17 protein-coding genes are annotated in these 25,919 nt (G+C 61.1%); 1 reads left to right on the plus strand and 16 read right to left on the minus strand.

Annotated elements, in window-relative coordinates; translation table 11 throughout:
- Positions 1–3: 3 nt before the first annotated feature.
- From gspF to AC3WJW_RS05015, 16 genes are all read right to left on the minus strand, one after another.
- Positions 4–1,212: a type II secretion system inner membrane protein GspF gene (gspF, locus tag AC3WJW_RS04940; protein ID WP_493725311.1), complete on the minus strand. Its 1,209-nt coding sequence runs from the start codon at positions 1,210–1,212 to the stop codon at positions 4–6.
- A 3-nt stretch (positions 1,213–1,215) separates the two neighbouring features.
- Complete coding sequence (gspE, locus tag AC3WJW_RS04945; RefSeq protein ID WP_218483320.1) at positions 1,216–2,688, minus strand: type II secretion system ATPase GspE; 1,473 nt, start codon at positions 2,686–2,688, stop codon at positions 1,216–1,218.
- 3 nt (positions 2,689–2,691) lie between these two features.
- The gene (gspD, locus tag AC3WJW_RS04950) at positions 2,692–4,611 is read right to left on the minus strand and encodes a type II secretion system secretin GspD (RefSeq protein WP_493725312.1); all 1,920 of its coding nucleotides are present in this window, start codon (positions 4,609–4,611) and stop codon (positions 2,692–2,694) included.
- Positions 4,612–4,619: 8 nt separating this feature from the next.
- Entirely contained in the window at positions 4,620–5,174 is a 555-nt protein-coding gene (locus tag AC3WJW_RS04955) for a type II secretion system protein N (RefSeq protein WP_493725313.1), read from the minus strand.
- A gap of 58 nt (positions 5,175–5,232) precedes the next feature.
- Positions 5,233–6,699, minus strand: a complete 1,467-nt coding sequence (gene gbpA / locus AC3WJW_RS04960; RefSeq protein ID WP_493725314.1) for an N-acetylglucosamine-binding protein GbpA — start codon at positions 6,697–6,699, stop codon at positions 5,233–5,235.
- A 647-nt stretch (positions 6,700–7,346) separates the two neighbouring features.
- On the minus strand, positions 7,347–8,414 hold the full coding sequence (gene hemE / locus AC3WJW_RS04965) for a uroporphyrinogen decarboxylase (RefSeq protein ID WP_493725315.1): 1,068 nt from the start codon (positions 8,412–8,414) through the stop codon (positions 7,347–7,349).
- A gap of 255 nt (positions 8,415–8,669) precedes the next feature.
- Positions 8,670–10,088 carry an FAD-dependent oxidoreductase gene (locus AC3WJW_RS04970; RefSeq protein WP_007975602.1) on the minus strand — a complete coding sequence of 473 codons (1,419 nt, stop codon included), beginning with the start codon at positions 10,086–10,088 and terminating at the stop codon, positions 8,670–8,672.
- 32 nt (positions 10,089–10,120) lie between these two features.
- A complete protein-coding gene (gene gltB, locus AC3WJW_RS04975; RefSeq protein ID WP_116580782.1) occupies positions 10,121–14,566 on the minus strand; it encodes a glutamate synthase large subunit in 4,446 nt (1,481 codons plus the stop codon).
- Between the two features lie 349 nt (positions 14,567–14,915).
- Positions 14,916–16,511 (minus strand): AAA family ATPase, encoded by a 1,596-nt coding sequence (locus tag AC3WJW_RS04980; protein WP_493725316.1) that lies wholly within the window; start codon positions 16,509–16,511, stop codon positions 14,916–14,918.
- Between the two features lie 10 nt (positions 16,512–16,521).
- A complete protein-coding gene (aroB, locus tag AC3WJW_RS04985; protein ID WP_007975598.1) occupies positions 16,522–17,622 on the minus strand; it encodes a 3-dehydroquinate synthase in 1,101 nt (366 codons plus the stop codon).
- A 150-nt stretch (positions 17,623–17,772) separates the two neighbouring features.
- Complete coding sequence (gene aroK, locus AC3WJW_RS04990; protein WP_015093141.1) at positions 17,773–18,291, minus strand: shikimate kinase AroK; 519 nt, start codon at positions 18,289–18,291, stop codon at positions 17,773–17,775.
- A gap of 4 nt (positions 18,292–18,295) precedes the next feature.
- On the minus strand, positions 18,296–20,365 hold the full coding sequence (locus tag AC3WJW_RS04995) for a type IV pilus secretin PilQ (RefSeq protein WP_493725317.1): 2,070 nt from the start codon (positions 20,363–20,365) through the stop codon (positions 18,296–18,298).
- 13 nt (positions 20,366–20,378) lie between these two features.
- Positions 20,379–20,906: a pilus assembly protein PilP gene (locus tag AC3WJW_RS05000; RefSeq protein WP_493725318.1), complete on the minus strand. Its 528-nt coding sequence runs from the start codon at positions 20,904–20,906 to the stop codon at positions 20,379–20,381.
- Complete coding sequence (locus AC3WJW_RS05005; RefSeq protein ID WP_493725319.1) at positions 20,903–21,526, minus strand: type IV pilus inner membrane component PilO; 624 nt, start codon at positions 21,524–21,526, stop codon at positions 20,903–20,905. The genes AC3WJW_RS05000 and AC3WJW_RS05005 overlap by 4 nt, the downstream gene beginning before the upstream one ends.
- Complete coding sequence (locus AC3WJW_RS05010; protein WP_493725320.1) at positions 21,523–22,089, minus strand: PilN domain-containing protein; 567 nt, start codon at positions 22,087–22,089, stop codon at positions 21,523–21,525. Before AC3WJW_RS05010 ends, AC3WJW_RS05005 begins: the two co-directional genes overlap by 4 nt.
- Positions 22,089–23,153, minus strand: a complete 1,065-nt coding sequence (locus tag AC3WJW_RS05015; protein ID WP_493725321.1) for a pilus assembly protein PilM — start codon at positions 23,151–23,153, stop codon at positions 22,089–22,091. The genes AC3WJW_RS05010 and AC3WJW_RS05015 overlap by 1 nt, the downstream gene beginning before the upstream one ends.
- A gap of 217 nt (positions 23,154–23,370) precedes the next feature.
- Here AC3WJW_RS05015 and AC3WJW_RS05020 point away from each other — a divergent pair, with 217 nt between their 5' ends.
- Complete coding sequence (locus AC3WJW_RS05020) at positions 23,371–25,812, plus strand: penicillin-binding protein 1A (RefSeq protein WP_493725519.1); 2,442 nt, start codon at positions 23,371–23,373, stop codon at positions 25,810–25,812.
- The last annotated feature ends 107 nt before the right edge of the window (positions 25,813–25,919 follow it).

Here is a 25,919-nt window from a genome sequence, read left to right on the forward strand (position 1 = left end):
GGATCAATTCACCAATTGGTTGAGGCTGAGAATCGGGAGCAGGATGGCCATGACGATCAGCAGCACAACGCCGCCCATCAGCACCAGCATGGCCGGCTCGAACAGGCTCACCACCAGCGCGATGCGCGCGGCGAGGCTGCTTTCCTGTTGTTCGGCGGCCCGGGCCAACATGCGGTCGAGTTCGCCGGCACGTTCACCGCTGGCGATCATGTGCAGCATCATCGGTGGGATGTCGCCGCTCAGTTCCAGGCCGCGGGTGAGCGTTCCGCCTTCGCGTACGGAACGGGCGACATCGACCATCCGCGCGCGAATGGTCAGGTTGCCGATGACCGAGGCGGAAATTTCCAGTGCGTCCACCAAAGGCACGGCACTTTTGCCGAGGATCGCCAGGGTGCTGGCAAACCGCGCGGCTTCCATGGCCCGCAGCACTTCACCGATGACAGGCGCACTCAGCAGCCAACGATGCCAGCGCAGACGCCACTGCGGCTGCTGCCAGCTCAAGCGCCACAGGCCGAACAGCATCACCAGTACGCCTATCAACAACAGGAAATGGTTGCGCAGGCCGTTGCTCACGCCGATCAGTGCCTGGGTCAGCCAGGGCAACGGCTGGCCGCTGTCGACGAAGATCTTCACCACATCCGGCACCACGTAGCCGAGCAGAAAAGCGACGATTGCCGCGCTGGCCAACATCAGGATCAAGGGATACACCAGGGCCATCTGAATCTTTTGCCGCGAGGCCTGGCGGGCCTGCGTGTAGGCCGCCAGTTGCTCCAGCACATGGCCCAGATGCCCCGAGCGTTCGCCGGCGGCCACGGTGGCGCGGAACAATTCGGGGAAGGCCCTGGGGAATTGTCCCAGGGCCGAGGCCAGGGCGTGGCCTTCCATCACCCGGCTCCTGACCGCCGAGAGCAGGCCCGCGACCTTGCGCTTCGAGCTCTGTTTCGCCACCGCCTCGAGGGCTTCTTCCAGTGGCAGCCCGGCCTGAACCAGCGTTGCCAGCTGCAAGGTCAACAACGCCAGATCAGCCGCGCTCAGACCGGCACCGCGTGGTTGCTTGCCTGTGCCGCTGTCGACCCGGACCTCGATCAACACACGCGGCCACACGCCACGTTCACGCAACAGCTGTCGCGCATGACGGGGTCCATCGGCCTCCAGGCGTCCCTTGCAGGATCGGCCTTCGGCATCAAGGGAGCGGTAGTCGAAAGTGGGCATCCGTCAGTGCTCCTGGGTCACGCGCAGCAATTCATCGAGGCTGGTCAAGCCTTCCAGCACCCGCTGACGCCCGTCCTGGAACAGGCTGCGCGAGACCTTGCGCGTTGCGTCGACGAGGATTTGCTCGCTCGCGCCCTGATGGATCAGCGCCGAGACGGCGGGCGTCACACTGATCAGTTCGTAGATGCCGATACGCCCGCGATAGCCGTGCTGGCACTGCGCGCAGCCCGAGGCTTTGCACAGGGTGTGCGACGTGGCCGTGTCGAGCCCCAGGCGCTCACAGGCTGCCGCATCGGCGGTGTACGAAACCTTGCAATGGGGGCACAGGGTGCGCAGCAGGCGCTGGGCCAGAATGCCCACCAGCGAGGACGCCAACAGGTAGGCATCGACGCCCATGTCGACCAGCCGCGTGACGGCGCCGACCGCACTGTTGGTGTGCAAGGTCGACAGCACCAGATGCCCGGTCAAAGACGCCTGCACGGCGATCTCGGCGGTTTCGCGGTCGCGGATTTCGCCGACCATCACCACGTCCGGGTCCTGGCGCAGAATCGCCCGCAGGCCGCGGGCAAAGGTCATGTCGACTTTCGGGTTGACCGGCATCTGGCCCACACCCGGCAGGTGATACTCGATCGGGTCTTCGACCGTGAGGATGTTGCGGGTCTGGTCATTCAGGCTGCTCAACGCCGCGTACAGGCTAGTGGTCTTGCCGGAGCCGGTCGGCCCGGTCACCAGCAGGATGCCGTGGGGTTTGCCCAATAGCTGGCGCAGGGCCGCGAGGGTATCGTCCGGCATGCCCAGCCGATGCAGGTCCAGGCGTCCGGCCTGCTTGTCGAGCAGGCGCAGCACCACCCGCTCACCGTGGGCCGAAGGCAGCGTCGAGACCCGCACATCGACTTCATGCCCGGCCAGACGCAAGGCCATTCGCCCATCCTGGGGCACGCGTTTTTCCGCGATGTCCAGGCGCGCCATGACCTTGATCCGCGACACCAGCAGCGTTGCCAGTTCGCGCTTGGGCCTGAGCATTTCACGCAGTTGGCCATCCACCCGCATGCGCACCGACAGGTACTGCTCGAAGGTTTCCAGGTGCACGTCCGAGGCGTGCTCGCGCACAGCTTCACCGAGCAGTGCGTTGATCAGGCGAATGATCGGCGCATCGCCCTGTTGCTCCAGCAGGTCGGCGGTCTGCGGCACCTGATCGACCAGACTGAGCAAGTCCAGTTCTTCGTCCAGCCCTTGGGCTACCTGCTCCATCGCGCTTTGCCCCTCGCGATAGGCTGCCGCCAGGCGTGAGGCGTATTCTTCGGCGTCGACGATGACGAACGGCAGCGTCGACCCGCACACCCGGCGCGCCTCTGACAATGCGCTGAGCGGTGCATCGCTGCGCAGGGCAAGGCGCAGATCGTCACCGTCACGTTCCAGCAACACACCAAAACGCCGGGCGAAGCCGAAGGGCAATTGCTCGCTGAATTCGCCCATGGGTTACTGCGCCTTGCCGCGCAAGTCGAACACTGGCGCGTCACTGGCCGGTTCAAACAACCCGCGTGCCTCGGATGGCAGCAACAACGAGTTGTTTTCCCCCGCCCCTGATTTGCTCAGGTCACGCAGCGCGTTGTAACGCTGCTGGCTGACCTGGGAAAGGTCCTCCTTGCTGCGCACGATGGTCGGGCGCAAGAACACCATCAGATTGCTCTTGGTCTGGGTGTCGCGGCTCCAGCGGAACAACGCGCCGAGGTAGGGAATGTCACGCAGCAGTGGCACGCCGCTTTTCTGGGTGCGCACGCTGTCGCGGATCAGGCCGCCGATCACGATGATTTCGCCATCGTCGGCGAGGATGGTGCTTTTGAGCGCTCGCTTGTTGGTGATCAGGTCCGAGGAGTCGATACCCGACACCGAGGGGGCAATGTCCGACACCTCCTGCTCGACCTCCAGGCGCAACGTCGAGCCTTCGTTGATGTAAGGCTTGATCTTCAGGCTGATGCCGACGTCCTTGCGCTCGACGGTGGTGAACGGATTCTCCGCGCCGTTGCTGTTGGTGGCGTAGGAGCCGGTCTTGAACGGCACGTTCTGGCCGACGATGATTTCCGCTTCCTGATTGTCCAGGGTCAACAGGCTCGGGGTGGACAGCAGGTTGCTGTGGGTGTTGCTTGCCAGTGCCGAAATCAGCGCACCGAAGCGATCACTGCCCAGTTGCAGGATCGCCCCTTCCGGCGCCGATCGTTTCTCGTCGAACTTCAACCCGCCGACAATCGGAATGTCGGTGCCGGGAAAGTTGATGAAGCCCTTGGCGTCGCCCGTGTTGAGGTTCCACTGCACACCGACGGCCTCGGCGATGTCGCCGGAGATTTCGACGATGGCGGCATGGATCAACACCTGGGCCCGCGGTTGGTCCAGCTGGCGCACGATGCTTTCGATGGTCCGCACCTGTGCCGACTCGGCAATCACCACCAGCGCATTCTGGCTTTCGTCGGCCTTGATCATGAAGGCTGCGCCGCCCGACATGTCCTTGGCGTTGCCGGCGGCGGACACCTGTTTTCTGCCCTGCCCCATCGATTCCAGAATCTCGGCCAACTGCTTGGCATCGCTGTGACGCAGGCGAATCACCCGGGCGTTGTCGAGGGTCGTGGTGGCCGGTGTATCGAGCCCACGGGCCAGTTCGATCAAGCGCTGGCGAACGACCGGCGGGCCTATGAAAATCAGGCGATTGGTCCGGGTGTCAGCCAGTACCTGTATTGCCGACTCGGCATTGCGTTTGCCCATGGAGGCCTCTATCACCGGCGCGACATCGCCCGCCTGGGCATGCTGGAGCTGAAGCACCGCGTGCAGGTTGTTCTGCCCCGAGTCCAGTTCACGGATCACCCGGGCGATGCGCTTCACATTGGCGGCCGTATCGGTCAGCACCAACGCGTTGGCCGACACCGAGGGGCCGACATAACCGTTGGCAGAAACCAACGGCCGCACCAGCCCGGCAATATCGGTGGCGCTACCGGTGTTCAATCCGATGACTTCAGTCACGAACTGCGACGCCGTGCTGGTTTTTACCGTGCCCTGGCCGGCCCGGGTCCTGGCCTCGGCAACCGGGGTGATGAGAATCCGGTCGCCCTCATCGATCACCGTAAAATTGTGGGCGTCGAGCACTGAATAGAACAACCGGCGCACCCCTTCACGATCGAGGGCCTGCCGGGACATGACGGTGATACGACCGGAGACCTTGGGGTCCAGCACTACCGTGGTCCCGAGAATGCTGGAAATCTCTTCGACGATGTCACGCAGCTCTGCGTTGTTCATCGCCAGTTGCCATTTTTCTTCGGCGCCTCGAAGCGTGCCCGGGAAGGCTGCAGCCGCCAAAACGGCAAGCAAAAGCATGGAACGCAACCAATGCGCGCCGACGAAGCTGTTCATGAAATTCTTCACTCTGGTTGCCCGGAGAACGGGCGTAAAAAACGCGTGGTCGTGGTGACCGGTTGAGCATCGGCGGATGATTCGAGTCCCGTCAGGAACCGCGCGCCAGAGGGGACGAGTGTTAGCTGCTCTTCCCGGCCCTTGTTCCACAGCACAACCTGGTGGGTCTCGATACGACGCAGGACGCTGCCGCCAGGCAAACGCTCGCCCACCTGATAGAGACGAGAGCCTTGAGCATTGGCCAGCAGTGCCTTGGATAGTCCGCTGCTGACAAAGCTCGCTTGCAAGGTCAGCGGTTCGGCGCTGGGCCGCAGCGTGGCCTCCGTAGTCAGGCCGAACACGATGGCAATCGATGTTGTTTCGAGCGGTTCACGTACAGGCACCGTCTCCAGAGTTGTGACGTCGGGCAACGGTGAAGCCAGATGCTCGCGAAACGCCCGTTCCTGCCACGCCAGAAACACCGCAGCGCCCACTGGCAATGCGAGCCAGCAAATGCTGCTCAGGCATGCCCGAAAGCGTTGTCCGGAAAAATTCGAAACCTTCATTTTCAACTCGGTACTCAACAAAGACACCTGACTTCAGGCGACCTTTTTGAGGCCGTCTGAAGCCAGTTGCGGGGACTTACAACTTGTCCCACGCCATGTGCGAGTGAGCACCGACACCCGGTTCAAAACCGTTGGCGGTAGGGGTGTACTGCTTGCAATAACCCGACGCCGGGAATGGCTTGCACTCGAAGACTTCGTCGGTCTTCGGTTGCAGCACCTTGGTGCCGGCGGTGTAGTCGCTGAGGCCTTCAGGGAACACGAAGTCGTATTCGATGCCCGCGCCTTCACCGGTCAGTTGGGTGGTCTTGGTGTCCTGGCGGGTGGTGCGGCCATCCAGGGTGGTGCCGACCAGGGTCAGCGTGTGCGCGCCAGGATTGCTGCGCACATCCAGGGACAACGAGGTGGTGCCACTGGCCACTTGTGCCGACGTGGTGCCGACCGGTTTGTTGCTCTGATCGAACAAGGTCGCTTCGACGTCCATCGCGCGGTTCGCCGTCATGCTGAACTCGACTTTGGCCCGGCCTTTATTCAGAACGTATTCGGCTTGCTGAGAGCTCACCGACATACTGGCAGAAGCGTCTTCCTTCATACCCAGCTGTACTTCGTAACGGATCACGCCGCTTTCTTTTTGGGCGTAGAGGCTGTTGCTGCCTTTCACTGGCTCGACATTGCCGCTCTCGTCACGAATACCGGCACGGATGAGCGTGTGGGTCGCGTTGATTTTTTCTGCCAGCTTGAACGACCAGTTCTGCGGTACGCCGTCCTCGGCATTGTCGATACTGATCTCGACGCTGTAGTCCGGGCTCTCGCCATTGACGGTAAACGCACGGGCCTTGACCTTGTCACCCGCCAGCAAGGGGGTCGAAGGCGCAATGCTGGCCACGCGGGTCCAGCCGCCTGGCAATTCCGGCTCCGCAAGGATATTCACATCGGCCACGTTGTAAAACGCGGCATCGGTATCACCAACTGTCCAGATACCCAGGATGACATGGTGGCCCGACTTGTCTGCAGGGATAGTGCAGCTATGTTTGTCGCTGTTGGACGGTTTCTGATTGCCGCCATCGATGGTGCAAAACGGCGTGCTCTCAAAGGTGGCACGCTTAAGGGACTCGTTTGGATTCCAGCCATTGCGGCTGATGAAATACTCATGCCTGGTGGCAGGGTGAACGGCGGTGTAACGCCATTGGAAATCGATGTTGCGATCCCTGATTTCCGTCAGGTGCCAGCGGGTGGCGGACTGTGCGTCCAGTGCGGAGAACAGCGCGTGACCGCCGCTGGCGATCTTGCCATCGACAGGCCCCTGCAAGGGAGCACCGCCGACACCAGCCGGAAAGCCCTTGAAGGTTTCACCGACACTCTGCGGCTCGTACTGGGCGCCACCACAGTTGGTGTTCAAGCCTTTCTGGCAAGCCAGTGCGCGCGAAGGCGGCACATCCAGATAACCATGGGCGGAAACGGTTTGAGAGGCCAGCATTGCCGATAACAGGATCATCGATGAGGTGCAGGCCGTTAATGCACTTCTTTTATCAAATGTAATTTTCATGATGTGTTCCAGACTGCTTATCGAAAACAAGGCGCCGTGCAGGCGGCGATGTTTGCTTCGTTACCGTTCAGCGTTGTGCTGAACAGGGATCTGGAACCTTACGGGGATGACGAGGAATTCTATGTAGGAGTAATCATCGAGCCGGGCAGGAATAGTCTGCTCATTCGAATTTCACTCAGGAAAGAAAACACCCTGCCAACAGAAACGCTACATCCGGAAAAAAGGTTCCTCACGGAATCCCGGGGGAACACAGATAACGAAATATCTGTAGGAGCTGCCGAAGGCTGCGATCTTTTGATCTTGATCTTCAGCAATCTCCAGATCGCAAAATCAAGATCAAAAGATCGCAGCCTTCGGCAGCTCCTACAGGGGAACACGTGCACCACCAGACAACGAGGCCGAGCGCAGGTTCTGCGCAATGGGCAATCCGGCATGGATGGCCGATCGCGGCGGGCTTTGTAGGAGCGAGCTTGCTCCGGGCGGCGTTCCGACGAAAAACCTGAGAGCACCGCGGGGTGTCAGGCTCCCCGCATCATCGTTGACCTCCATCGCGGCAGTTATCGGTGTTCCCCGACATTGCGTGAACAACCATAAAAAAACCTGTCCGGCACGAGGCGGGACAGGTTTCTTGAAAACGGCGTTGACCGTTACTCGTGATATTGCGCCGACAATTCATGCACGGCCCGCAGGAATGCACCGGCGTGTTCCGGATCGACTTCCGGCGTAATGCCATGACCGAGGTTGAACACGTGGCCGCTGCCCTTGCCGTAGCTGGCGAGAATGCGCCCGACTTCAGTGCGAATGGCTTCCGGTTTGGCGTAGAGCACGGTCGGGTCCATGTTGCCTTGCAGCGCGACCTTGTCGCCAACACGGGCACGGGCGTTGCCGATGTCGCAGGTCCAGTCCAGGCCCAATGCATCAGCACCGGCATCGGCGATGCTTTCCAGCCACAGGCCGCCGTTCTTGGTGAACAGGATAACCGGCACCTTGCGGCCTTCGTGCTCGCGGATCAGGCCGCTGACGATTTTGCGCATGTAGGCCAGGGAGAACTCCTGGTACGCCGCTGCCGACAGGTTGCCACCCCAGGTATCGAAGATCTGCACCGCTTGCGCACCGGCCATGATCTGGCCGTTGAGGTAGCTGGTGACCGACTGCGCAAGCTTGTCCAGCAACAGGTGCATGGCTTGCGGGTTGTCGTAGAGCATGGCCTTGGTCTTGCGGAAGTCTTTCGACGAGCCGCCTTCGACCATGTAGGTCGCCAGGGTCCATGGGCTGCCGGAGAAGCCGATCAACGGTACACGGCCGTTCAGCTCACGACGAATGGTGCTGACCGCGTCCATCACGTAGCCGAGGTCTTTCTGCGGGTCGGGAATCGGCAGGGCTTCGATGTCCGCCAGGGTGCTGACGACTTTTTTGAAGCGCGGACCTTCGCCGGTTTCGAAGTACAGGCCCTGGCCCATGGCATCGGGGATGGTCAGGATGTCGGAGAAGAGGATCGCCGCGTCCAGTTGCGGATAACGGTCGAGCGGTTGCATCGTGACTTCGCAAGCGAACGCCGGGTTCATGCACAGGCTCATGAAATCGCCGGCCTTGGCGCGGCTGGCGCGGTATTCAGGCAGGTAGCGACCGGCCTGACGCATCATCCACACGGGGGTGACGTCTACGGGTTGCTTGAGCAGGGCGCGCAGGAAACGGTCGTTCTTCAGGGCAGTCATGTCGGCATCCGGAAAAAAAGTGAGGGCATTTTCTCAGAGCCGGACGCAAAAGGCACGGCAAGAGCGGAGGCTTTTGTCTATCGGGTCAATTTGTCGCAATGAAATACAGAGTTTAGCAACACCGCGAAACAACTGTGGGAGCGAGCCTGCTCGCGAAGAGGCCGGCACATCCAACAGTGAAGTTGGCTGACAGACCGCTTTCGCGAGCAGGCTCGCTCCCACAGGGTTACTGCATTTCAAGTCTGGATCGGGTGCTTAGACGCCCAGGTAATCCAGAATCCCTTCAGCCGCATTACGGCCTTCGAAGATCGCCGTCACCACCAGGTCCGAACCGCGCACCATGTCGCCACCGGCGAAGATTTTCGGGTTGCTGGTCTGGTGCTTGTACTGACCTTGCTCCGGAGCCACAACGCGGCCCTGGCTGTCCGTCTGGATCTCGAACTGCTCGAACCATGGCGCCGGGCTCGGACGGAAACCGAACGCGATGACCACGGCGTCGGCCGGGATGATCTCTTCGGAACCCGGGATCGGCTCGGGGCTGCGACGGCCACGGGCGTCCGGCTCGCCGAGACGGGTCTCGACCACTTTCACGCCTTCGACCTTGTCTTCGCCGACGATTGCGATCGGCTGGCGGTTGTAGAGGAACTTCACGCCTTCTTCCTTGGCGTTCTTCACCTCTTTGCGCGAACCCGGCATATTCGCTTCGTCACGACGATAGGCGCAGGTCACCGACTTGGCGCCCTGGCGGATCGACGTACGGTTGCAGTCCATCGCCGTGTCGCCACCGCCCAGTACCACAACCTTCTTGCCTTTCATGTCGACGAAATCTTCCGGCGACTTTTCAAAGCCCAGGTTGCGGTTGACGTTGGCGATCAGGAAGTCCAGCGCGTCGTACACGCCCGGCAGGTCTTCACCGGCAAAACCGCCCTTCATGTAGGTATAGGTGCCCATGCCCATGAATACCGCATCGTATTCTTCGAGCAGTTGCTCCATGGTCACGTCCTTGCCCACCTCGGTGTTGAGGCGGAACTCGATGCCCATGCCGGTGAAGACTTCGCGGCGATTGCTCAACACGGTCTTTTCCAGCTTGAACTCGGGGATGCCGAAGGTCAGCAGGCCACCGATTTCCGGGTTCTTGTCGAACACCACCGGGGTCACGCCGCCGCGCACCAGCACATCGGCGCAACCCAGGCCCGCAGGCCCGGCACCGATGATCGCGACACGCTTGCCGGTCGGCTTGACCTTGGACATGTCCGGGCGCCAGCCCATGGCGAACGCGGTGTCGGTGATGTACTTCTCAACCGAACCGATGGTCACCGCGCCGAAGCCGTCGTTGAGGGTGCAGGCACCCTCGCACAGACGGTCCTGCGGGCACACCCGGCCGCAGACTTCCGGCAGGGTGTTGGTCTGGTGCGACAACTCGGCGGCCTGGAGGATGTTGCCCTCGGCCACCAGCTTCAGCCAGTTGGGAATGAAGTTGTGCACCGGGCACTTCCATTCGCAATACGGGTTACCGCAACCCAGGCAGCGGTGGGCCTGGTCGGCCGACTGCTGGGGTTTGAAGGGTTCGTAGATTTCCACGAACTCTTTCTTGCGTTGACGCAACAGTTTCTTCTTCGGATCCTTGCGCCCGACCTCGATGAACTGGAAGTCATTATTCAGACGTTCAGCCATTTTAAAACCTCATCAAACTCTTCAGGCGCATATCACTGCGGGTTGGCACGGGTGCTGGAAAGCAACGACTTCAGGTTGGCAGCCTTGGGCTTGACCAGCCAGAAACGGCGCACGTAATCATCGAGGTTCTCGGCGAGTTCACGACCCCACTCGCTGTCGGTTTCCTCGACGTACTCGTTCAGCACGCGTTGCAGGTGGCTACGGTAGGCTTCCATCGCCTCGCCGCTGATCCGCTGGATTTCCACCAGTTCGTGGTTGACCCGGTCAACGAAGGTGTTGTCCTGGTCGAGCACATAGGCGAAACCGCCGGTCATGCCAGAGCCGAAGTTGTAACCGGTCTTGCCCAATACGCAGACGAAACCACCGGTCATGTACTCGCAGCAGTGATCGCCAGTGCCTTCCACCACGGTGTGGGCACCGGAGTTACGCACGGCGAAACGCTCGCCCGCGGTGCCGGCGGCGAACAGCTTGCCGCCGGTGGCGCCGTACAGGCAGGTGTTGCCGATGATGGCACTGTCCTGGGTGCGGTAGACGCTGCCTTTCGGCGGAACGATCACCAGCTTGCCGCCGGTCATGCCCTTGCCGACGTAGTCGTTGGCGTCGCCTTCCAGGTACATGTTCAGGCCGCCGGCGTTCCACACACCAAAGCTCTGGCCCGCAGTGCCCTTGAAGCGGAAGGTGATCGGCGCATTGGCCATGCCCTGGTTGCCGTGCTTGCGCGCGATTTCGCCGGAGATCCGTGCACCGATGGAACGGTCGCAGTTGCAGATATCCAGGGCGAATTCAGCGCCGCTCAGGTCGTTGATCGCCGAGGTGGCCATGTCGACCATCTTCTCGGCCAGCAGGCCTTTGTCGAACGGCGGGTTGCGGTCTACGCCACAGAACTGCGGTTTGTCCGCCGGCACGTGGTCGCTGCCCAGCAACGGAGTCAGGTCCAGGTGATGCTGCTTGGCGGTCTGGCCTTCGAGGACCTCCAGCAGATCGGTACGGCCGATAAGCTCCTCGAGGGAACGCACACCCAGCTTGGCCAGCCACTCACGGGTTTCTTCGGCGACGTAGGTGAAGAAGTTCACCACCATGTCGACGGTACCGATGTAGTGGTCCTTGCGCAGCTTCTCGTTCTGGGTCGCAACGCCAGTGGCGCAGTTGTTCAGGTGGCAGATGCGCAGGTATTTGCAGCCCAGGGCGATCATCGGCGCGGTGCCGAAGCCGAAGCTTTCAGCGCCGAGGATGGCCGCCTTGATCACGTCGAGGCCGGTTTTCAGGCCGCCGTCGGTCTGTACCCGGACTTTGCCGCGCAGGTCGTTGCCGCGCAGTGTCTGGTGGGTTTCGGCCAGACCGAGTTCCCACGGAGCGCCCGCGTACTTGATCGAGGTCAGCGGCGATGCACCGGTGCCACCGTCGTAGCCGGAGATGGTGATCAGGTCCGCGTAGGCCTTGGCCACACCGGCGGCGATGGTGCCGACGCCCGCTTCCGCTACCAGCTTCACCGAAACCAGCGCCTTCGGGTTGACCTGTTTCAGGTCGAAAATCAGCTGCGACAAGTCTTCGATCGAATAGATGTCGTGGTGCGGCGGTGGCGAAATCAGGGTCACGCCTGGCACTGCGTAACGCAGCTTGGCGATCAGACCGTTCACTTTACCGCCCGGCAGTTGACCGCCCTCGCCCGGCTTGGCGCCTTGGGCGACCTTGATCTGCAGCACTTCGGCGTTGACCAGGTATTCCGGGGTCACACCGAAGCGGCCAGTCGCAACCTGCTTGATTTTCGAGCTCTTGATGGTGCCGTAGCGCGCCGGGTCTTCGCCGCCTTCGCCGGAGTTGGAACGCGCACCGAGGCGGTTCATGGCTTCGGCCAGGGCTTCGTGAGCTTCCGGCGACAGGGCGCCCAGGGAGATACCGGCGGAGTCGAAGCGCTTGAGCACCGATTCCAGCGGTTCGATCTCGCTGATATCCAATGGAGTGTCGAGGGTTTTGACTTTCAGCAGGTCGCGGATCATCGACACCGGGCGGTTATCCACCAGCGACGTGTATTCCTTGAACTTGCTGTAGTCGCCCTGCTGCACAGCCGCCTGCAGGGTGTTGACCACGTCCGGGTTGTAGGCGTGATATTCGCCACCGTGGACGAACTTCAGCAGACCGCCTTGCTGGATCGGCTTGCGCGGACTCCAGGCTTCGGTCGCCAGGGCTTTCTGCTCGGCTTCGATGTCGACGAAACGCGCACCCTTGATGCGGCTCGGTACGCCACGGAAGCTCAGGTTGCAGACTTCCTCGGACAGGCCGATGGCCTCGAACAACTGCGCACCGCGGTACGACGTGATGGTCGAGATGCCCATCTTCGACAGGATCTTGAGCAGGCCCTTGGTGATGCCTTTACGGTAGTTCTTGAACACCTCGTAGAGGTCGCCCAGTACTTCACCGGTACGGATCAGGTCACCCAGCACTTCGTAAGCCAGGAACGGATAAACGGCAGAGGCACCGAAACCGATCAACACGGCGAAGTGATGCGGATCGCGAGCGGTCGCGGTTTCCACCAGGATGTTGGAGTCGCAACGCAGGCCTTTTTCGGTCAGGCGGTGGTGCACCGCGCCGGTGGCCAGAGACGCGTGGATCGGCAACTTGCCCGGGGCGATGTGACGGTCACTCAGCACGACCTGAGTACGACCGGCGCGCACGGCTTCTTCAGCCTGATCGGCGACGTTGCGGATGGCCGCTTCGAGGCCGACGCTTTCGTCGTAGTTCAGATCGATGATCGCGCGCTCGAAGCCCGGACGATCGAGGTTCATCAGCGAACGCCACTTGGCCGGGGAAATCACCGGCGAGCTGAGGATCACGCGCGAGGCGTGTTCCGGCGACTCCTGGAAAATGTTGCGCTCGGCACCGAGGCAGATTTCCAGCGACATGACGATGGCTTCACGCAGCGGGTCGATCGGCGGGTTGGTGACCTGCGCGAACTGCTGGCGGAAATAGTCGTACGGCGTGCGCACGCGCTGGGACAGCACGGCCATCGGCGTGTCGTCGCCCATCGAACCCACGGCTTCGTAGCCTTGCTCGCCGAGCGGGCGCAGCACCTGGTCGCGCTCTTCGAACGTGACCTGGTACATCTTCATGTATTGCTTGAGCTGATCGACGTCGTAGAACGCCGAACCGTGGTCGTTGTCTTCCATGGTCGCCTGGATGCGCAGGGCATTCTTGCGCAGCCATTGCTTGTACGGATGACGGGACTTCAGACGGTTGTCGATCGCATCGGTATCGAGGATCTGACCGGTCTCGGTGTCCACGGCAAAGATCTGGCCCGGGCCAACGCGACCCTTGGCGATCACGTCTTCAGGCTGGTAGTTCCAGACACCGATTTCCGAAGCCAGGGTGATGAAGCCGTTCTTGGTGGTGACCCAACGCGCCGGACGCAGACCGTTACGGTCGAGCAGGCACACCGCGTAGCGACCGTCGGTCATTACCACGCCGGCCGGGCCGTCCCACGGTTCCATGTGCATCGAGTTGTATTCGTAGAACGCGCGCAGATCCGGGTCCATGGTCTCGACGTTCTGCCACGCTGGCGGAATGATCATCCGCACGCCACGGAACAGGTCGATGCCACCGGTGACCATCAGCTCCAGCATGTTGTCCATGCTCGAGGAGTCGGAACCCACGCGGTTGACCAGCGGGCCGAGTTCTTCCAGGTCCATCAGGTCGTTGGTGAACTTGGTGCGACGGGCCACAGCCCAGTTGCGGTTGCCGGTGATGGTGTTGATCTCGCCGTTGTGCGCCAGGAAGCGGAACGGTTGAGCCAGCGGCCATTTCGGCAGGGTGTTGGTGGAGAAGCGCTGGTGGAACACGCAAATCGAAGTTTGCAGGCGCTCATCGCTCAGGTCCGGATAGAAGGCGGTCAAGTCCGCCGGCATCATCAGGCCTTTGTAAATGATGGTCTTGTGCGAAAAGCTGCAGACGTAGTGATCGGTGTCGGCGGCGTTGGCCACGGACGAACGACGACGGGAGGTGAACAGCTTGACGGCCATGTCCTGGTCGCTCAGGCCTTCACCGCCGATGAACACTTGCTCGATCTGCGGCAGGCGCTCAAGGGCCAGGCGGCCGAGGACGCTGGTGTCGATCGGCACTTTGCGCCAGCCGACCAGTTGCAAGCCGGCGGCCAGGATCTCGCGGTTCATGTTCTCGCGAGCGGCTTCGGCTTTGACCGGGTCCTGGTTGAAGAAGACCATGCCCACCGCATATTGCTTGGGCATTTCGACGCCGAAGGTTTCCTGGGCGATGGCTCGCAGGAACACGTCCGGCTTTTGAATCAGCAGACCGCAACCGTCACCGGTCTTGCCGTCGGCATTAATCCCACCGCGGTGGGTCATGCAGGTCAGGGCCTCGATGGCCGTTTGCAAAAGGGTATGACTGGGCTCGCCCTGCATATGGGCTATCAGGCCGAAACCACAGTTATCCTTGAATTCATCTGGTTGGTACAGACCTGCTTTCATAGACACTTTCTCACCAGGCTGCCTCTGTACGAGGCAAATTTCTTTTCAATTCAACCACTTGCCATCCGCGCCGAACGTACGCCAGCTTTGCGGGGACAAAAGGGAGGTCATTGTACACACCGACACTTGGCCTCACAAATTTGACGACGAAATGTCGCAAATCTATGTCGCATTTGTGAAAGGTTTAAAGCGATATGCTGTGCTAGTCAAAACTTTTTTAATTTTGACCGCAACGACTCAAAGACTACTGTGACGCAGACACCACAAGGCACGCAGCCCGGAAGGTTGCGCGCACTTGTAGAAATTTTGAGGTGCTTGGAGAGGCGGCCTGGGTAAGGCCGCCGAATCTTCAGCGAGTTGTTGCCAGTTCCTGTTGGACGCTGGCGACAGTGCGAGGCCAAGGTTTACCAGCCTGAACCTTCGCTGGCAAGGCCTTGATGGCGGAAACGGCTGCATCACGATTGGCGAAGTTGCCATAGGTGATCACGTAGAGCGGCTTGCCATTGAGGACTTTCTTGAAATAACGGTACTCGCCGCCCTGCTCCTTGACGAAGCTTTGTGCGGCAGTTTCGGAGCTGGTGCCGAGGATTTGCACCACGTAGTTGCCCGGTGCCTGACCGGCGTACCAGGTGCCACCCGCCGCCTTGGCCGCCGGAGCCGGTTTCTCGGCAGGCTTGGCCGCCGCCGCAACGGCTGGCTTGGCAGGCGCTGGAGCAGGCTTGGTCACTGGAGCTGGAGCTGGCACTGGCTTGGCGGTGGCGACCTGAGTCGGCGCAGGTGCCGGCTTGGCCGCTGGTGTCGGCGCAGGGCCGGCAGGAACGCCCACAGGCGGTGCAGTGGTGGTCACTGTAGGCGGTGTGGCGCTGGAGCCTTCGACCGGAACGCCGTCGTCGCCTTCGGTGATGCCGCCTGCGGCCTCAGCCAGCGGGGCACGCATGACCGGTTGCGAGTTACCGACCAACGGCAATGGCATCGGCTGCGTGTTGCCGGCGAATTCGACGGCCGGAGCACCGCCATTCGCGGTTGGCTGGCCCTGGCCAAGCGGCAGTTGCGCCTGTTCATTGGCGGGCGCACCGGTGGTCGGTGCCTTGTTGCGACCCGGCATCATCCAGGCGGCAGCTACCGCAACCACGACAACGGCGGAAATCGCCAATACGTGTTTCTTCGGCATATTGAACCCCATTTTTGGACGCTTGACCGCAGAGCGGCTGGCGATCATGGCTTCGATCATTGCATCGCGGGCGACCTGATTGATGCTGCCAGGCCAACCTTCGGAGCTTTCGTGAATATCAGAGATCTGATCCGCGGTGAAAAGTTCGATGCCGCGGCCAGCACCCTCGAGCCGCTGCTCCAGATACTCGCGGGTTTCGTCCTCGGTATAGGGCTGCAGTTCGATGACGTGGAATCGCTCTTCCTCGAGATGCAAAGCCTCCAGCTGAGCGATCAGCGAGGTTTCACCGAACAGGAACACATGCGGGCGACCTTCAGGCGCGCCGGCCGCCAGGACCATCAGAACCTCAAGGGCGGACTCGTCGAGCTGTTCGGCGTCATCGACCAGCAAATAGACTTCCTGGCCGGTGAGCGCAAGCTGCACCACCTGGGCCAGGATAGCGTCGGCATCCGCCTGGGCGACATTCAGCGCCTGGGCCACCTGACGCAGCACCCCGGCCGCATCTCCCGCGCCTCGGGCGGACACCACCACACTTTGTACCGACTGCTTGTTGGTGCTGGCGACCAGGGCCTGACGCAACAGGGTCTTGCCACTGCCCTCGGGGCCAGTGACCACCAGCAGCAGCTGACTGTAGCGGGCCAGGTGATGCAACTGTCCCAGCACGGGTTTGCGCTGGGCCGGGAAAAATTTGAAGCCAGGCACCCGTGGAGCAAAAGGGTCATGACTCAACTGGTAATGGCCGAGGAAAGCCTCGTCGGCATGCAAACTAGTCATCGTGTTCTTATTAACCTTTAAGCTGAGCCAGGGCGCGGTAGTCTGCCCCCAGCGTGGCCTGTAGAACCTCTTTCGGATAATCGTCGGTCACCACCGCTTCACCCATGTGGCGCAGCAGCACCAGGCGCAAACGACCGTCGATCACTTTTTTATCAATGGACATATGTTCGAGGAAATCGGCTTCTGTCATCTCTTCTGGCGGAATGACCGGCAGCCCTGCACGCTGGAACAGACGAATGCCGCGATCACGTTCCTGCTCGCTGATCCAGCCCAGTCGCGCGGACATTTCCAGCGCCATCACGGTGCCAGCAGCCACCGCTTCTCCATGTAGCCAGACACCATAGCCCATGTGGGTTTCGATGGCGTGGCCAAAAGTGTGGCCCAGGTTCAACGTGGCACGAACGCCCGTCTCTTTCTCATCGGCACCGACCACCGCGGCCTTGGCCGCGCAAGAGCGCTCGATGGCATAGGTCAGGGCTTGCTGGTCCAGGTTGCGCAGACGGTCGACGTTGTCTTCGAGCCAGGTCAGGAACGGCTCATCACAGATCAGTCCGTACTTGATGACTTCGGCCAGACCGGCGGACAGTTCGCGCGCCGGCAGGGTATTGAGGCTGGCGGTATCGATCAGCACCACGTTCGGCTGATAGAAGGCGCCGACCATGTTCTTGCCCAGCGGATGGTTGATCCCGGTCTTGCCGCCCACCGAGGAGTCGACCTGCGACAGCAGCGTGGTTGGAACCTGGATGAAATCGACGCCGCGCTGGTAGCAGGCGGCGGCAAAGCCGGCCATGTCACCGATCACACCGCCACCGAGGGCGATCACCGTGGTGCGGCGATCATGCCGTGCGGTCAGCAGACCGTCGAAAATCAGTTGCAGGGTTTCCCAGGTCTTGAAGGCTTCACCGTCGGGCAGCACCACGGAAATCACCGAGAACTGCGCCAGGCTGCGGGTCAGACGCTCGAGATAGAGCGGTGCAACAGTCTCGTTGGAGATGATCGCCACTTGCCGTCCGCGAATGTGCGGGGCCAGCAGCTCAGGCTGATCCAACAAACCTTCGCCAATATGAATCGGGTAGCTGCGCTCGCCTAGATCGACCTTGAGTGTCTGCATGTGTCCCCACAGTGAAGATGAATCAGGCGTCCTGCCTTGAGTTAACGAATATCCACGGCCCCTGCTGGTGTGACGCCGTTCGGTAGCCATCCGCCACAACCTTGAGCGGTCATGGCGAGACGCCGAGGATAGCGCATTTCGCGCGGCGCTTTAACGGGGTGGCAACTGCTGCAGGCGCTCTAGAATGTCGAGTACGACCATTCGCGGTGGTCGCTCATCGGTTTCGACCACCAGGTCGGCAATTTCCCGGTAAAGCGGATCGCGGATCGCCAACAGGTCCCGAAGGGTCTTGGCCGGATCGGCGGTACGCAACAATGGCCGATTGCGGTCACGGGCCGTGCGGCCGACCTGCTGCTCGACCGACGCATGCAGATAAACCACCCGCCCACCGGCATGCAGCGCCCGACGATTGGCTTCGCGCATGACCGCGCCCCCACCTGTCGCCAGCACCACACCGTCGTAGTCGCACAGCTCGGCAATCATTGCCTGCTCGCGATCACGAAAGCCCGGTTCGCCTTCTTTATCGAAGATCCAAGGGATATTGGCGCCCGTGCGCAATTCAATTTCCTTATCGGAATCTTTGAATGGCAGGCGCAGCTCTTTGGCCAGCAACCGGCCGATGGTGCTTTTTCCAGCACCCATCGGTCCTACAAGAATCAAATTTCGCACAGAATCAATGACTCACAGCAATCGCCTGATTATTCATGATACGCGGAGTGAGGAATACCAACAGCTCGGATTTTTTCTCCGAAACCACATCACGCCGGAAAAGGCGGCCAAGATACGGCACATCGCCAAGAAATGGCACCTTATCTACGACCTTGCTCTGAGTATTTGAGAAAACGCCGCCAATGACGATGGTCTCGCCATCGTTGACCAGGACCTTGGCGTTGACTTCGTTTTTCTTGATCGGCGGTACATCCTGGACCTTGTTCAGGTAGTCCGGTTCGTCCTTGGTCACCTTGACCTCCATGATGATCCGGTTGTCGGGCGTGATCTGCGGCGTCACCTCCAGCGACAGCGAGGCCTCCTTGAACGACACCGAAGTCGCGCCACTGGAACTGGCCTCCTGATAGGGAATCTCGGTGCCCTTGAGGATCTTGGCGGTTTCCTTGTCGGACGTGACCACCTTGGGTTGCGAGACGATTTCCCCGTTGCCGGTTTTCTCCATGGCTGTCAGTTCCAGGTCCAGCAAGACGTTATCGGTGATGAACGCGATGCCGATTCCCGAGGTGTTGTTGGCTACGCCCATGTCGACGAACGGTGAGTTGGTGCTGGTACTGCCGGGCGTGCCAATGGTCGATGAGCCATTGAGTCCATTGCTGACACCGGAGGTGTTCCAGTTGCCCCTGTTCTGTATCGATCCGCCCCAGCGCACCCCGAGGCTTTTGTCATAGTCGACGTTGGCTTCGACAATGCGCGCCTCGATCATGACCTGACGCACAGGGATATCCAGCTGCGTGACGATCCTGCGCAGCTCATCAAGCCGCTCCTGGGTCTGGTAGGCAATGATGTTGTTGGTGCGCTCGTCGACGGTGATCGACCCCCGTTCGTCGGGTTTCGCTTCGGCACTGGTCACCGACTGGAAGAGCTTGGCAATGTCCGCCGCCTTGGCGTAATTCACCTGCAACAGTTCCCGACGCAATGGCGCCAGATCGGCAATCTGCTTTTGTGATTCCAGTTCCTGACGCTCACGGGCAGCAATTTCATCGGCCGGCGCAACAAGCAGGACATTACCGACCTTGCGCTTGTCCAGCCCCTTGGTTTTCAGCACCAGATCCAGCGCCTGATCCCACGGCACGTTCTGCAGGCGCAATGTGATGCCACCTTGCACCGTGTCGCTGGCCACCAGATTGAGATTGGTGAAATCGGCGATCAATTGCAGCACCGAACGCACATCGATGTCCTGGAAATTCAGCGAAAGCTTCTCGCCGCTGTAAGCCTGTAGCCCGGCATTGCGCTTTTGCAGGTCGTCGACCGTCGCCGGGCGAACGCTGACCGTGAGTTTGCTGTCGGTCTGATAGGTCGAGTAGTCGAACGCACCACCGGGCTCGATGCTGATGGTGGCTCGATCGCCGCTTGCGCTGGCATTGACGAACTGCACGGGCGTGGCGAAATCCTTCACATCCAGACGCACGCGCAACGGCTCGGGCAATCGGGTTTTGGCAAACCCGACAATAATCTTGCCCTCGCGCTGTTGTATGTCGGGCGCAATCGATGGATCCGACAAGTCGATCACCACGTTGCCCTCGCCCTGTGTCCCTCGCTGAAAATCCACACCCCGAATGGCCTTGCCCGGCGTCGCAGCGGCTCGCGCCGGAACCGGCATTGCCGGGGCCGCCGGCCTGGGCGTCGACGGTTTGACACCCTGCCCGACAACCACCAGCAAATTGTTGCCTTCAATTCGCGAGTCGTACGGGGCCGACTGAGTCAGGTTGATGATCAATCGCGTACGGTCCCCGGCCTCCACCACCGTTGCACTACGGGCATTTCCACTGCCGAGATCGCGAGTCCTGCTGGCCAGTTGACTGGCGACACCCGGCAAATCCAGCGCAATCCGCGCCGGCGACTCCGTCATGTAACCCTGAGGCAACGGGGGCGGTGCATCGAACGACAACTTCAACTCGACCCGGTCTCCCGGCAGCGCAGCGACATCCAGCGCCTTGAGATTGGCCGCTTGTACCATCGGCGACAACATCGCTATCCATAGCGAAAGGCCGAAGGCGGAGAAAATCCTGTTCATTATTCGGGTTCCACTATGAGTGCTCTTTCAAAGGGATGGTCCGGGGACGCTCCAGCCACGCGCCCTGACCATCAGGGACAATTTCAACCACATCGACTTGCGAACCACTGATCGCAACGATCCGTCCGTCGTTACGCCCCAGGTAATCACCGACTTTCAGGCGGTGCACGCCACCCGCCCCGCGCAACAGGGCAAAGGAGCCTGTCGCATTGGAAAGGGTGCCGACCATTTCAAACTGCTCGATGTTGAATCCTTCGAGGTATTGCCTGACCCGGTCAGGGTCGGGCTTGACGTTGCGCGAACCCCGCCGATGGGCCGCCAGATCAGTGCTGACCTGCGATGAAAACGGACTGCGCAGACTCCCTGCGTCGTAGGTGAATGTCGGGTAAGACCGGAATACCGGCGTTGGTTCAATACTGCCCGGCCCGCGCAGGCGTATTTCACTCAGGTAGGCGTCCAGATCGCTGTAGTCATCGCCTGCGCCACAACCGGACAGAACAGACAGCAACAGCACCATCGGAAAACAACGTACCGGCTTCATGGATGCCGCCCCATTTCGTTGTAGCGGTAGGTCTTGGCGAGGATGCTCAAGCGCAGTTTCGGAGCACCCTGAGGACTGACGGGGACAAGGTCGAAATCATGCAAGGTGACGATTCGCGGCAACCCGGCCACACCACTGACGAAGGTCGCCAGGTCGTGGTACCCCCCGGTGACTGTGATCTGGATCGGCAACTCGATGTAGAACGGCTGGGCGGCCTCCGGCAGCAGCTTGATTTCCTCGAACTCCAGGCCACTGCCCAGACCCGTACGCGTGATGTCTTCCAGCAAGCCGGGCACTTCGGTGTCGCCAGGCAGTTGTCGCAACAGCACACCGAAAGCGCTCTCCATCTCTTTCAGCTGCTGGGTGTAGAGATCGAGATTCGCCGCCATGCGGGCTTTGCCGGCGAACTGCTCCTTGAGCGCCGACTCTTCCTCGTGCTTCAGATCGAGCTGGCTCTCAAGGTCGCGAGTGGAAAAGTTGTAGCCCAAGGCCAGCACTACAAGCATGAGCAAACCGGCCACCAGACACTTGATCGCCGGCGGCCAGGCCCCCATGTTGCCGGTGTCCAGATCGTTGAAGTCAATCTTGCGCAGCCCTTCGAACCATTCGGACAGGCTCATTTGCCGCCCTCCGGTGCTGCCGGTTGAGTCTGGCGAACGGTCAACTGGAAGACGTTGGCCTGCTCCACCTGACCGGCAGCTGCGGCCTTGACTTCGGTCAGGCTCGGCGCATCGAACCAGTCTGATGCCTCGAGGTTGCGCATCAAGTCTGAAACACGGTTGTTGGATTGCGCGGCACCGGTGATGGACAAGGTCTTTCCGGTCATTCTCACTTCGGTGAAATACACGCCCTCAGGCAGTGCCCGCGCCAACTGGTCAAATATTCGCCCGCTGATTTGGCGGTTGTCTTGCAGGTCCTGGATGATGCGCATGCGCTCGACCAGTTGCTGGCGGCGCTCCTTGAGATCGTTGATCAGCGTGATCCGCTCATCGACCACGGCGATTTGCCTGCCGATGTAATCGTTACGGGCGATTTGCCGGTCGATGGCACGGCTGATGGCCTGGTTGGCAACCAGCACCGCGCCCACCGTGCCCGCCATAGCGGCCACCAGGACCAGCAGGAAGCGTTTGCGGCGGATTTCACGCCGCTCCTCGCGCCAGGGCAAAAAGTTGATCCGTGCCATCAGTCGAAGCTCCTGAGGGCCAGACCACAGGCGATCATCAACGCCGGTGCATCACTCGCCAGGGCAGCACCATTGACCTTGCTGCCCAGCGTCATTGCGGAAAAAGGGTTCGCGATCAGCGTCGGCGTGCCCAATTGCTGCTCGATCAAACGGTCCAGCCCCGGGACCGACGCGGTACCGCCGGCCAGCAGGATATGGTCGACGGCGCTGTACTGGCCGGCGGCAAAGAAGAACTGCAACGAGCGTGACACCTGCTGCACCAGCGCCTGTTGAAATGGCTGCAAGACCTCACCGGCATAGTCATCCGGCAGGCCGCCCTTCCTTTGCGCCAGGCTCGCCTGCTCCAGCGTCAGGCCATAGCGGCGCTGGATTTCCCCGGTCAACTGCCGACCGCCGAACAATTGCTCTCGGGTGTAGATAATCCGCCCGTTGTGCAGCACGCTCAGGGTGGTCATGGTGGCGCCGACATCCACCACTGCGACCGTCAAAGGTTCCTCGCACGCCGCAAGCCGACTGGCCAACAACGCGAATGAGCGCTCCAGTGCGTAGGCCTCGACATCGACTACGCGGGCGGTCAGCCCCGCCAGGGCCAGGGCGGCCTCGCGGACTTCGACGTTTTCCTTGCGGCAAGCCGCGAGCAGCACGTTGACGCGCTCCGGGCTGCGCGCGGAGGAGCCCTGGACTTCAAAGTCGATCGCGACTTCATCCAGGGGATAAGGAATGTATTGATCCGCCTCGATCTTCAGCTGGCTTTCCATCTCGTCTTCGGAAAGAGCGGCATCCATCTCGATGATCTTGGTGATCACCGCCGAGCCTGCCACAGCCACGGCCACACCCTTGAGGCCGGTTCTGGCCCTGGTCAGCGCGCGCGCGAGTGCCAGCCCCACGCCTTCGAGGTCAGCGATGTTCTTTTCGATTACCGCGCCGACCGGCAACGGCTCGACCGCATAAGCCTCGACCCGGAAGCGTTCGCCCTGACGGCTCAATTCCAGAAGCTTTACCGAGGTAGAGCTGATATCGATTCCGAGGAGCGTACGGGATTTTTTGTTGAAGAGTCCTGGCACTACCAATTCCCTATGACTTTCCGTGAGTTACGGACTCTGCAATGTCCATTGCGTTCAATCCGCCCGTCTTGACAGCAGCGCCAACCGCGCTCCCGATCAGAAAAATGCTTATAATGCCCAGCGTTTTTTTTCCGCATTTGCTCAAGCGCGGGTCGTTCTCATTTAGCCTGAACCCTGTTGCCCAATTCATTTTTGCCCTGGATATCCAAAAGCCTTGATTCGTCTGCTGAAGTTTTTCGGTTGGTCCATCGTCGCGGTTTTCTGCGGACTCCTTCTGGGTCTGAGCGGGGCGTACCTCTACCTTAGTCCCGGGCTACCGTCCGTGGAGGCACTGAGAAGCATCCAGTTGCAGATTCCTTTGCGGGTCTACAGCAGCGATAACAAGTTGATCGCAGAATTCGGCGAAATGCGCCGCACACCGATCCGTTTCGCCGACATTCCCCCCAATTTCATTAATGCGTTACTAAGTGCTGAAGACGACAATTTCGCCAACCACTATGGCGTCGATCCCAGCAGCCTGATGCGTGCCGCGACCCAACTGGTCAAAAGCGGACACATCCAGTCCGGCGGCAGCACGATCACCATGCAGGTGGCGAAGAACTTCTTCCTGACCAGCGAACGCAGCTTTTCGCGCAAGACCACCGAGATCCTGCTGGCCCTGCAGATCGAACGACAGCTGACCAAGGACGAGATCCTCGAGCTGTACGTCAACAAGATCTACCTGGGTAACCGTGCCTACGGCATCGAGGCGGCGGCGCAGGTCTATTACGGCAAATCGATCCGCGATGTCAGCCTGGCGCAGATGGCAATGATTGCCGGCCTGCCCAAGGCGCCGTCGCGCTTCAACCCGCTGGCCAACCCGGCGCGCAGCAAGGAACGTCGCGACTGGATCCTGGGGCGCATGTACAAGCTCGGCAAAATCACCGAGGCCGACTACACCGCCGCGATCAACGAGCCACTGAACGCCAGCTATCACGTACCGACTCCGGAAGTGAACGCGCCGTACATCGCCGAAATGGCCCGTGCCGAAATGGTCGGGCGTTATGGCAGCGACGCGTATACCGAAGGCTTCCGCGTCACCACCACGGTGCCGAGCGACCTCCAGGAACTGGCCAACACCGCAGTCCACGAAGGCCTGATGACCTACGATCAGCGCCACGGCTATCGCGGCCCCGAGTCGCGGCTCCCGGGCAAGACTCGTGAAGCCTGGGTAACAGAGCTGACCAAGCAACGCACCATCAGCGGTCTGGAACCGGCCATCGTGACCCAGGTCGACAAGAGCGGCCTGCAGGTGCTGACCCGCACCGGCCAGGAACACGTCAGCTGGGACACCATGAAGTGGGCCCGTCCGTTCCTGAACACCAACAGCATGGGCGCCAATCCGAAGCAGCCTTCGGACGTGGCCCAGGTCGGTGACCTGATTCGCGTGCAGCGTCAGCCGGACAACTCGCTGAAGTTCAGCCAGATCCCGCAGGCCCAGGGCGCGCTGGTGTCCCTGGACCCACAGAACGGTGCCATTCGCGCCCTGGTCGGCGGCTTCGCTTTCGAACAGAGCAACTACAACCGCGCACTGCAGGCCAAGCGCCAGCCGGGTTCGAGCTTCAAACCGTTCGTCTACGCCGCCGCACTGGATAACGGCTACACCGCCTCCAGCCTGGTGAACGATGCCCCGATCGTGTTCGTCGACGAGTACCTGGACAAAGTCTGGCGGCCGAAAAACGACACCAACACGTTCCTCGGCCCGATCCGCCTGCGTGAAGCGCTGTACAAGTCGCGCAACCTGGTGTCGATCCGCTTGCTGCAAGCGATGGGCGTTGGCAAGACCATCGATTACATCGCTCGATTCGGCTTCAACAAACAGGACCTGCCACCCAACCTGTCCCTGGCGCTGGGCACCGCGACCCTGACGCCAATGGAGATCGCCACCGGCTGGAGCACCTTCGCCAACGGCGGCTACAAGATCACCCCGTACATCATCGACAGAATTGAAAGCCGCAACGGCGACACGCTGTTCGTCGCCAACCCGCCGAGCGTGCCTCAGGGCGGCGCTGCCAGCGATGGCATTGCCGCACCAGCGCCTCAAGCCTTCACGGTCAACGCAACGCCGGGCGAAGTCCCTGGCGCTGCTGTGCCGACGCCACAGGCACCCGCCGTGGCCGAACGCATCGTTGACGGGCGCACCACGTACATCCTCAACAGCATGCTTGAGGACGTGATCAAGCTCGGCACCGGTCGCCGCGCACTGGCCCTGGGCCGCCCTGACATTGCCGGCAAGACCGGTACGACCAACGAATCCAAGGACGCCTGGTTCTCCGGTTACAACGCCGATTACGTGACCACCGTTTGGACCGGTTTCGACCAGCCGGAAAGCCTGGGCCGCAAGGAGTTCGGCGGCACCGTCGCGTTGCCGATCTGGATGAACTACATGGGCGCTGCTCTCAAAGGCAAGCCGCCGCATACGCAAGCGGAGCCGGAAGGCCTCCTCAGCCTGCGGGTCGATCCGGTCAGCGGTCGCGCGGCCAGCCCGGGCACGCCAGGCGCCTATTTCGAGCTGTTCAAGGCCGAAGATACGCCGCCGTCGGTCAACGAACTCGGTAACGGCAATGCGCCGGGCAGTCCATTGCCAGCGGATGAAGCTGCGCCGATCGATTTGTTCTGATTGCAGCAATGATGAAAAGCCCCGCCTTCGAAAGAAGAGCGGGGCTTTTTTGTGCCTGCCGGTTTTGATGTTGTCTGGTCCGGCCTCTTCGCGAGCAAGCTCGCTCC

This window comes from Pseudomonas sp. GW821-FHT07G06 (genome assembly GCF_058986625.1).

What these genes read in the sequence shown, in the direction of transcription:
- gspF (WP_493725311.1), bottom strand. Translation starts at nt 1,212, where the DNA reads ATGCCCACTTTCGACTACCGCTCCCTTGATGCCGAAGGCCGATCCTGC.
- gspE (WP_218483320.1), bottom strand. Translation starts at nt 2,688, where the DNA reads ATGGGCGAATTCAGCGAGCAATTGCCCTTCGGCTTCGCCCGGCGTTTT.
- gspD (WP_493725312.1), bottom strand. Translation starts at nt 4,611, where the DNA reads ATGAACAGCTTCGTCGGCGCGCATTGGTTGCGTTCCATGCTTTTGCTT.
- gbpA (WP_493725314.1), bottom strand. Translation starts at nt 6,699, where the DNA reads ATGAAAATTACATTTGATAAAAGAAGTGCATTAACGGCCTGCACCTCA.
- hemE (WP_493725315.1), bottom strand. Translation starts at nt 8,414, where the DNA reads ATGACTGCCCTGAAGAACGACCGTTTCCTGCGCGCCCTGCTCAAGCAA.
- AC3WJW_RS04970 (WP_007975602.1), bottom strand. Translation starts at nt 10,088, where the DNA reads ATGGCTGAACGTCTGAATAATGACTTCCAGTTCATCGAGGTCGGGCGC.
- gltB (WP_116580782.1), bottom strand. Translation starts at nt 14,566, where the DNA reads ATGAAAGCAGGTCTGTACCAACCAGATGAATTCAAGGATAACTGTGGT.
- AC3WJW_RS04980 (WP_493725316.1), bottom strand. Translation starts at nt 16,511, where the DNA reads ATGACTAGTTTGCATGCCGACGAGGCTTTCCTCGGCCATTACCAGTTG.
- aroB (WP_007975598.1), bottom strand. Translation starts at nt 17,622, where the DNA reads ATGCAGACACTCAAGGTCGATCTAGGCGAGCGCAGCTACCCGATTCAT.
- AC3WJW_RS04995 (WP_493725317.1), bottom strand. Translation starts at nt 20,365, where the DNA reads ATGAACAGGATTTTCTCCGCCTTCGGCCTTTCGCTATGGATAGCGATG.
- AC3WJW_RS05000 (WP_493725318.1), bottom strand. Translation starts at nt 20,906, where the DNA reads ATGAAGCCGGTACGTTGTTTTCCGATGGTGCTGTTGCTGTCTGTTCTG.
- AC3WJW_RS05005 (WP_493725319.1), bottom strand. Translation starts at nt 21,526, where the DNA reads ATGAGCCTGTCCGAATGGTTCGAAGGGCTGCGCAAGATTGACTTCAAC.
- AC3WJW_RS05010 (WP_493725320.1), bottom strand. Translation starts at nt 22,089, where the DNA reads ATGGCACGGATCAACTTTTTGCCCTGGCGCGAGGAGCGGCGTGAAATC.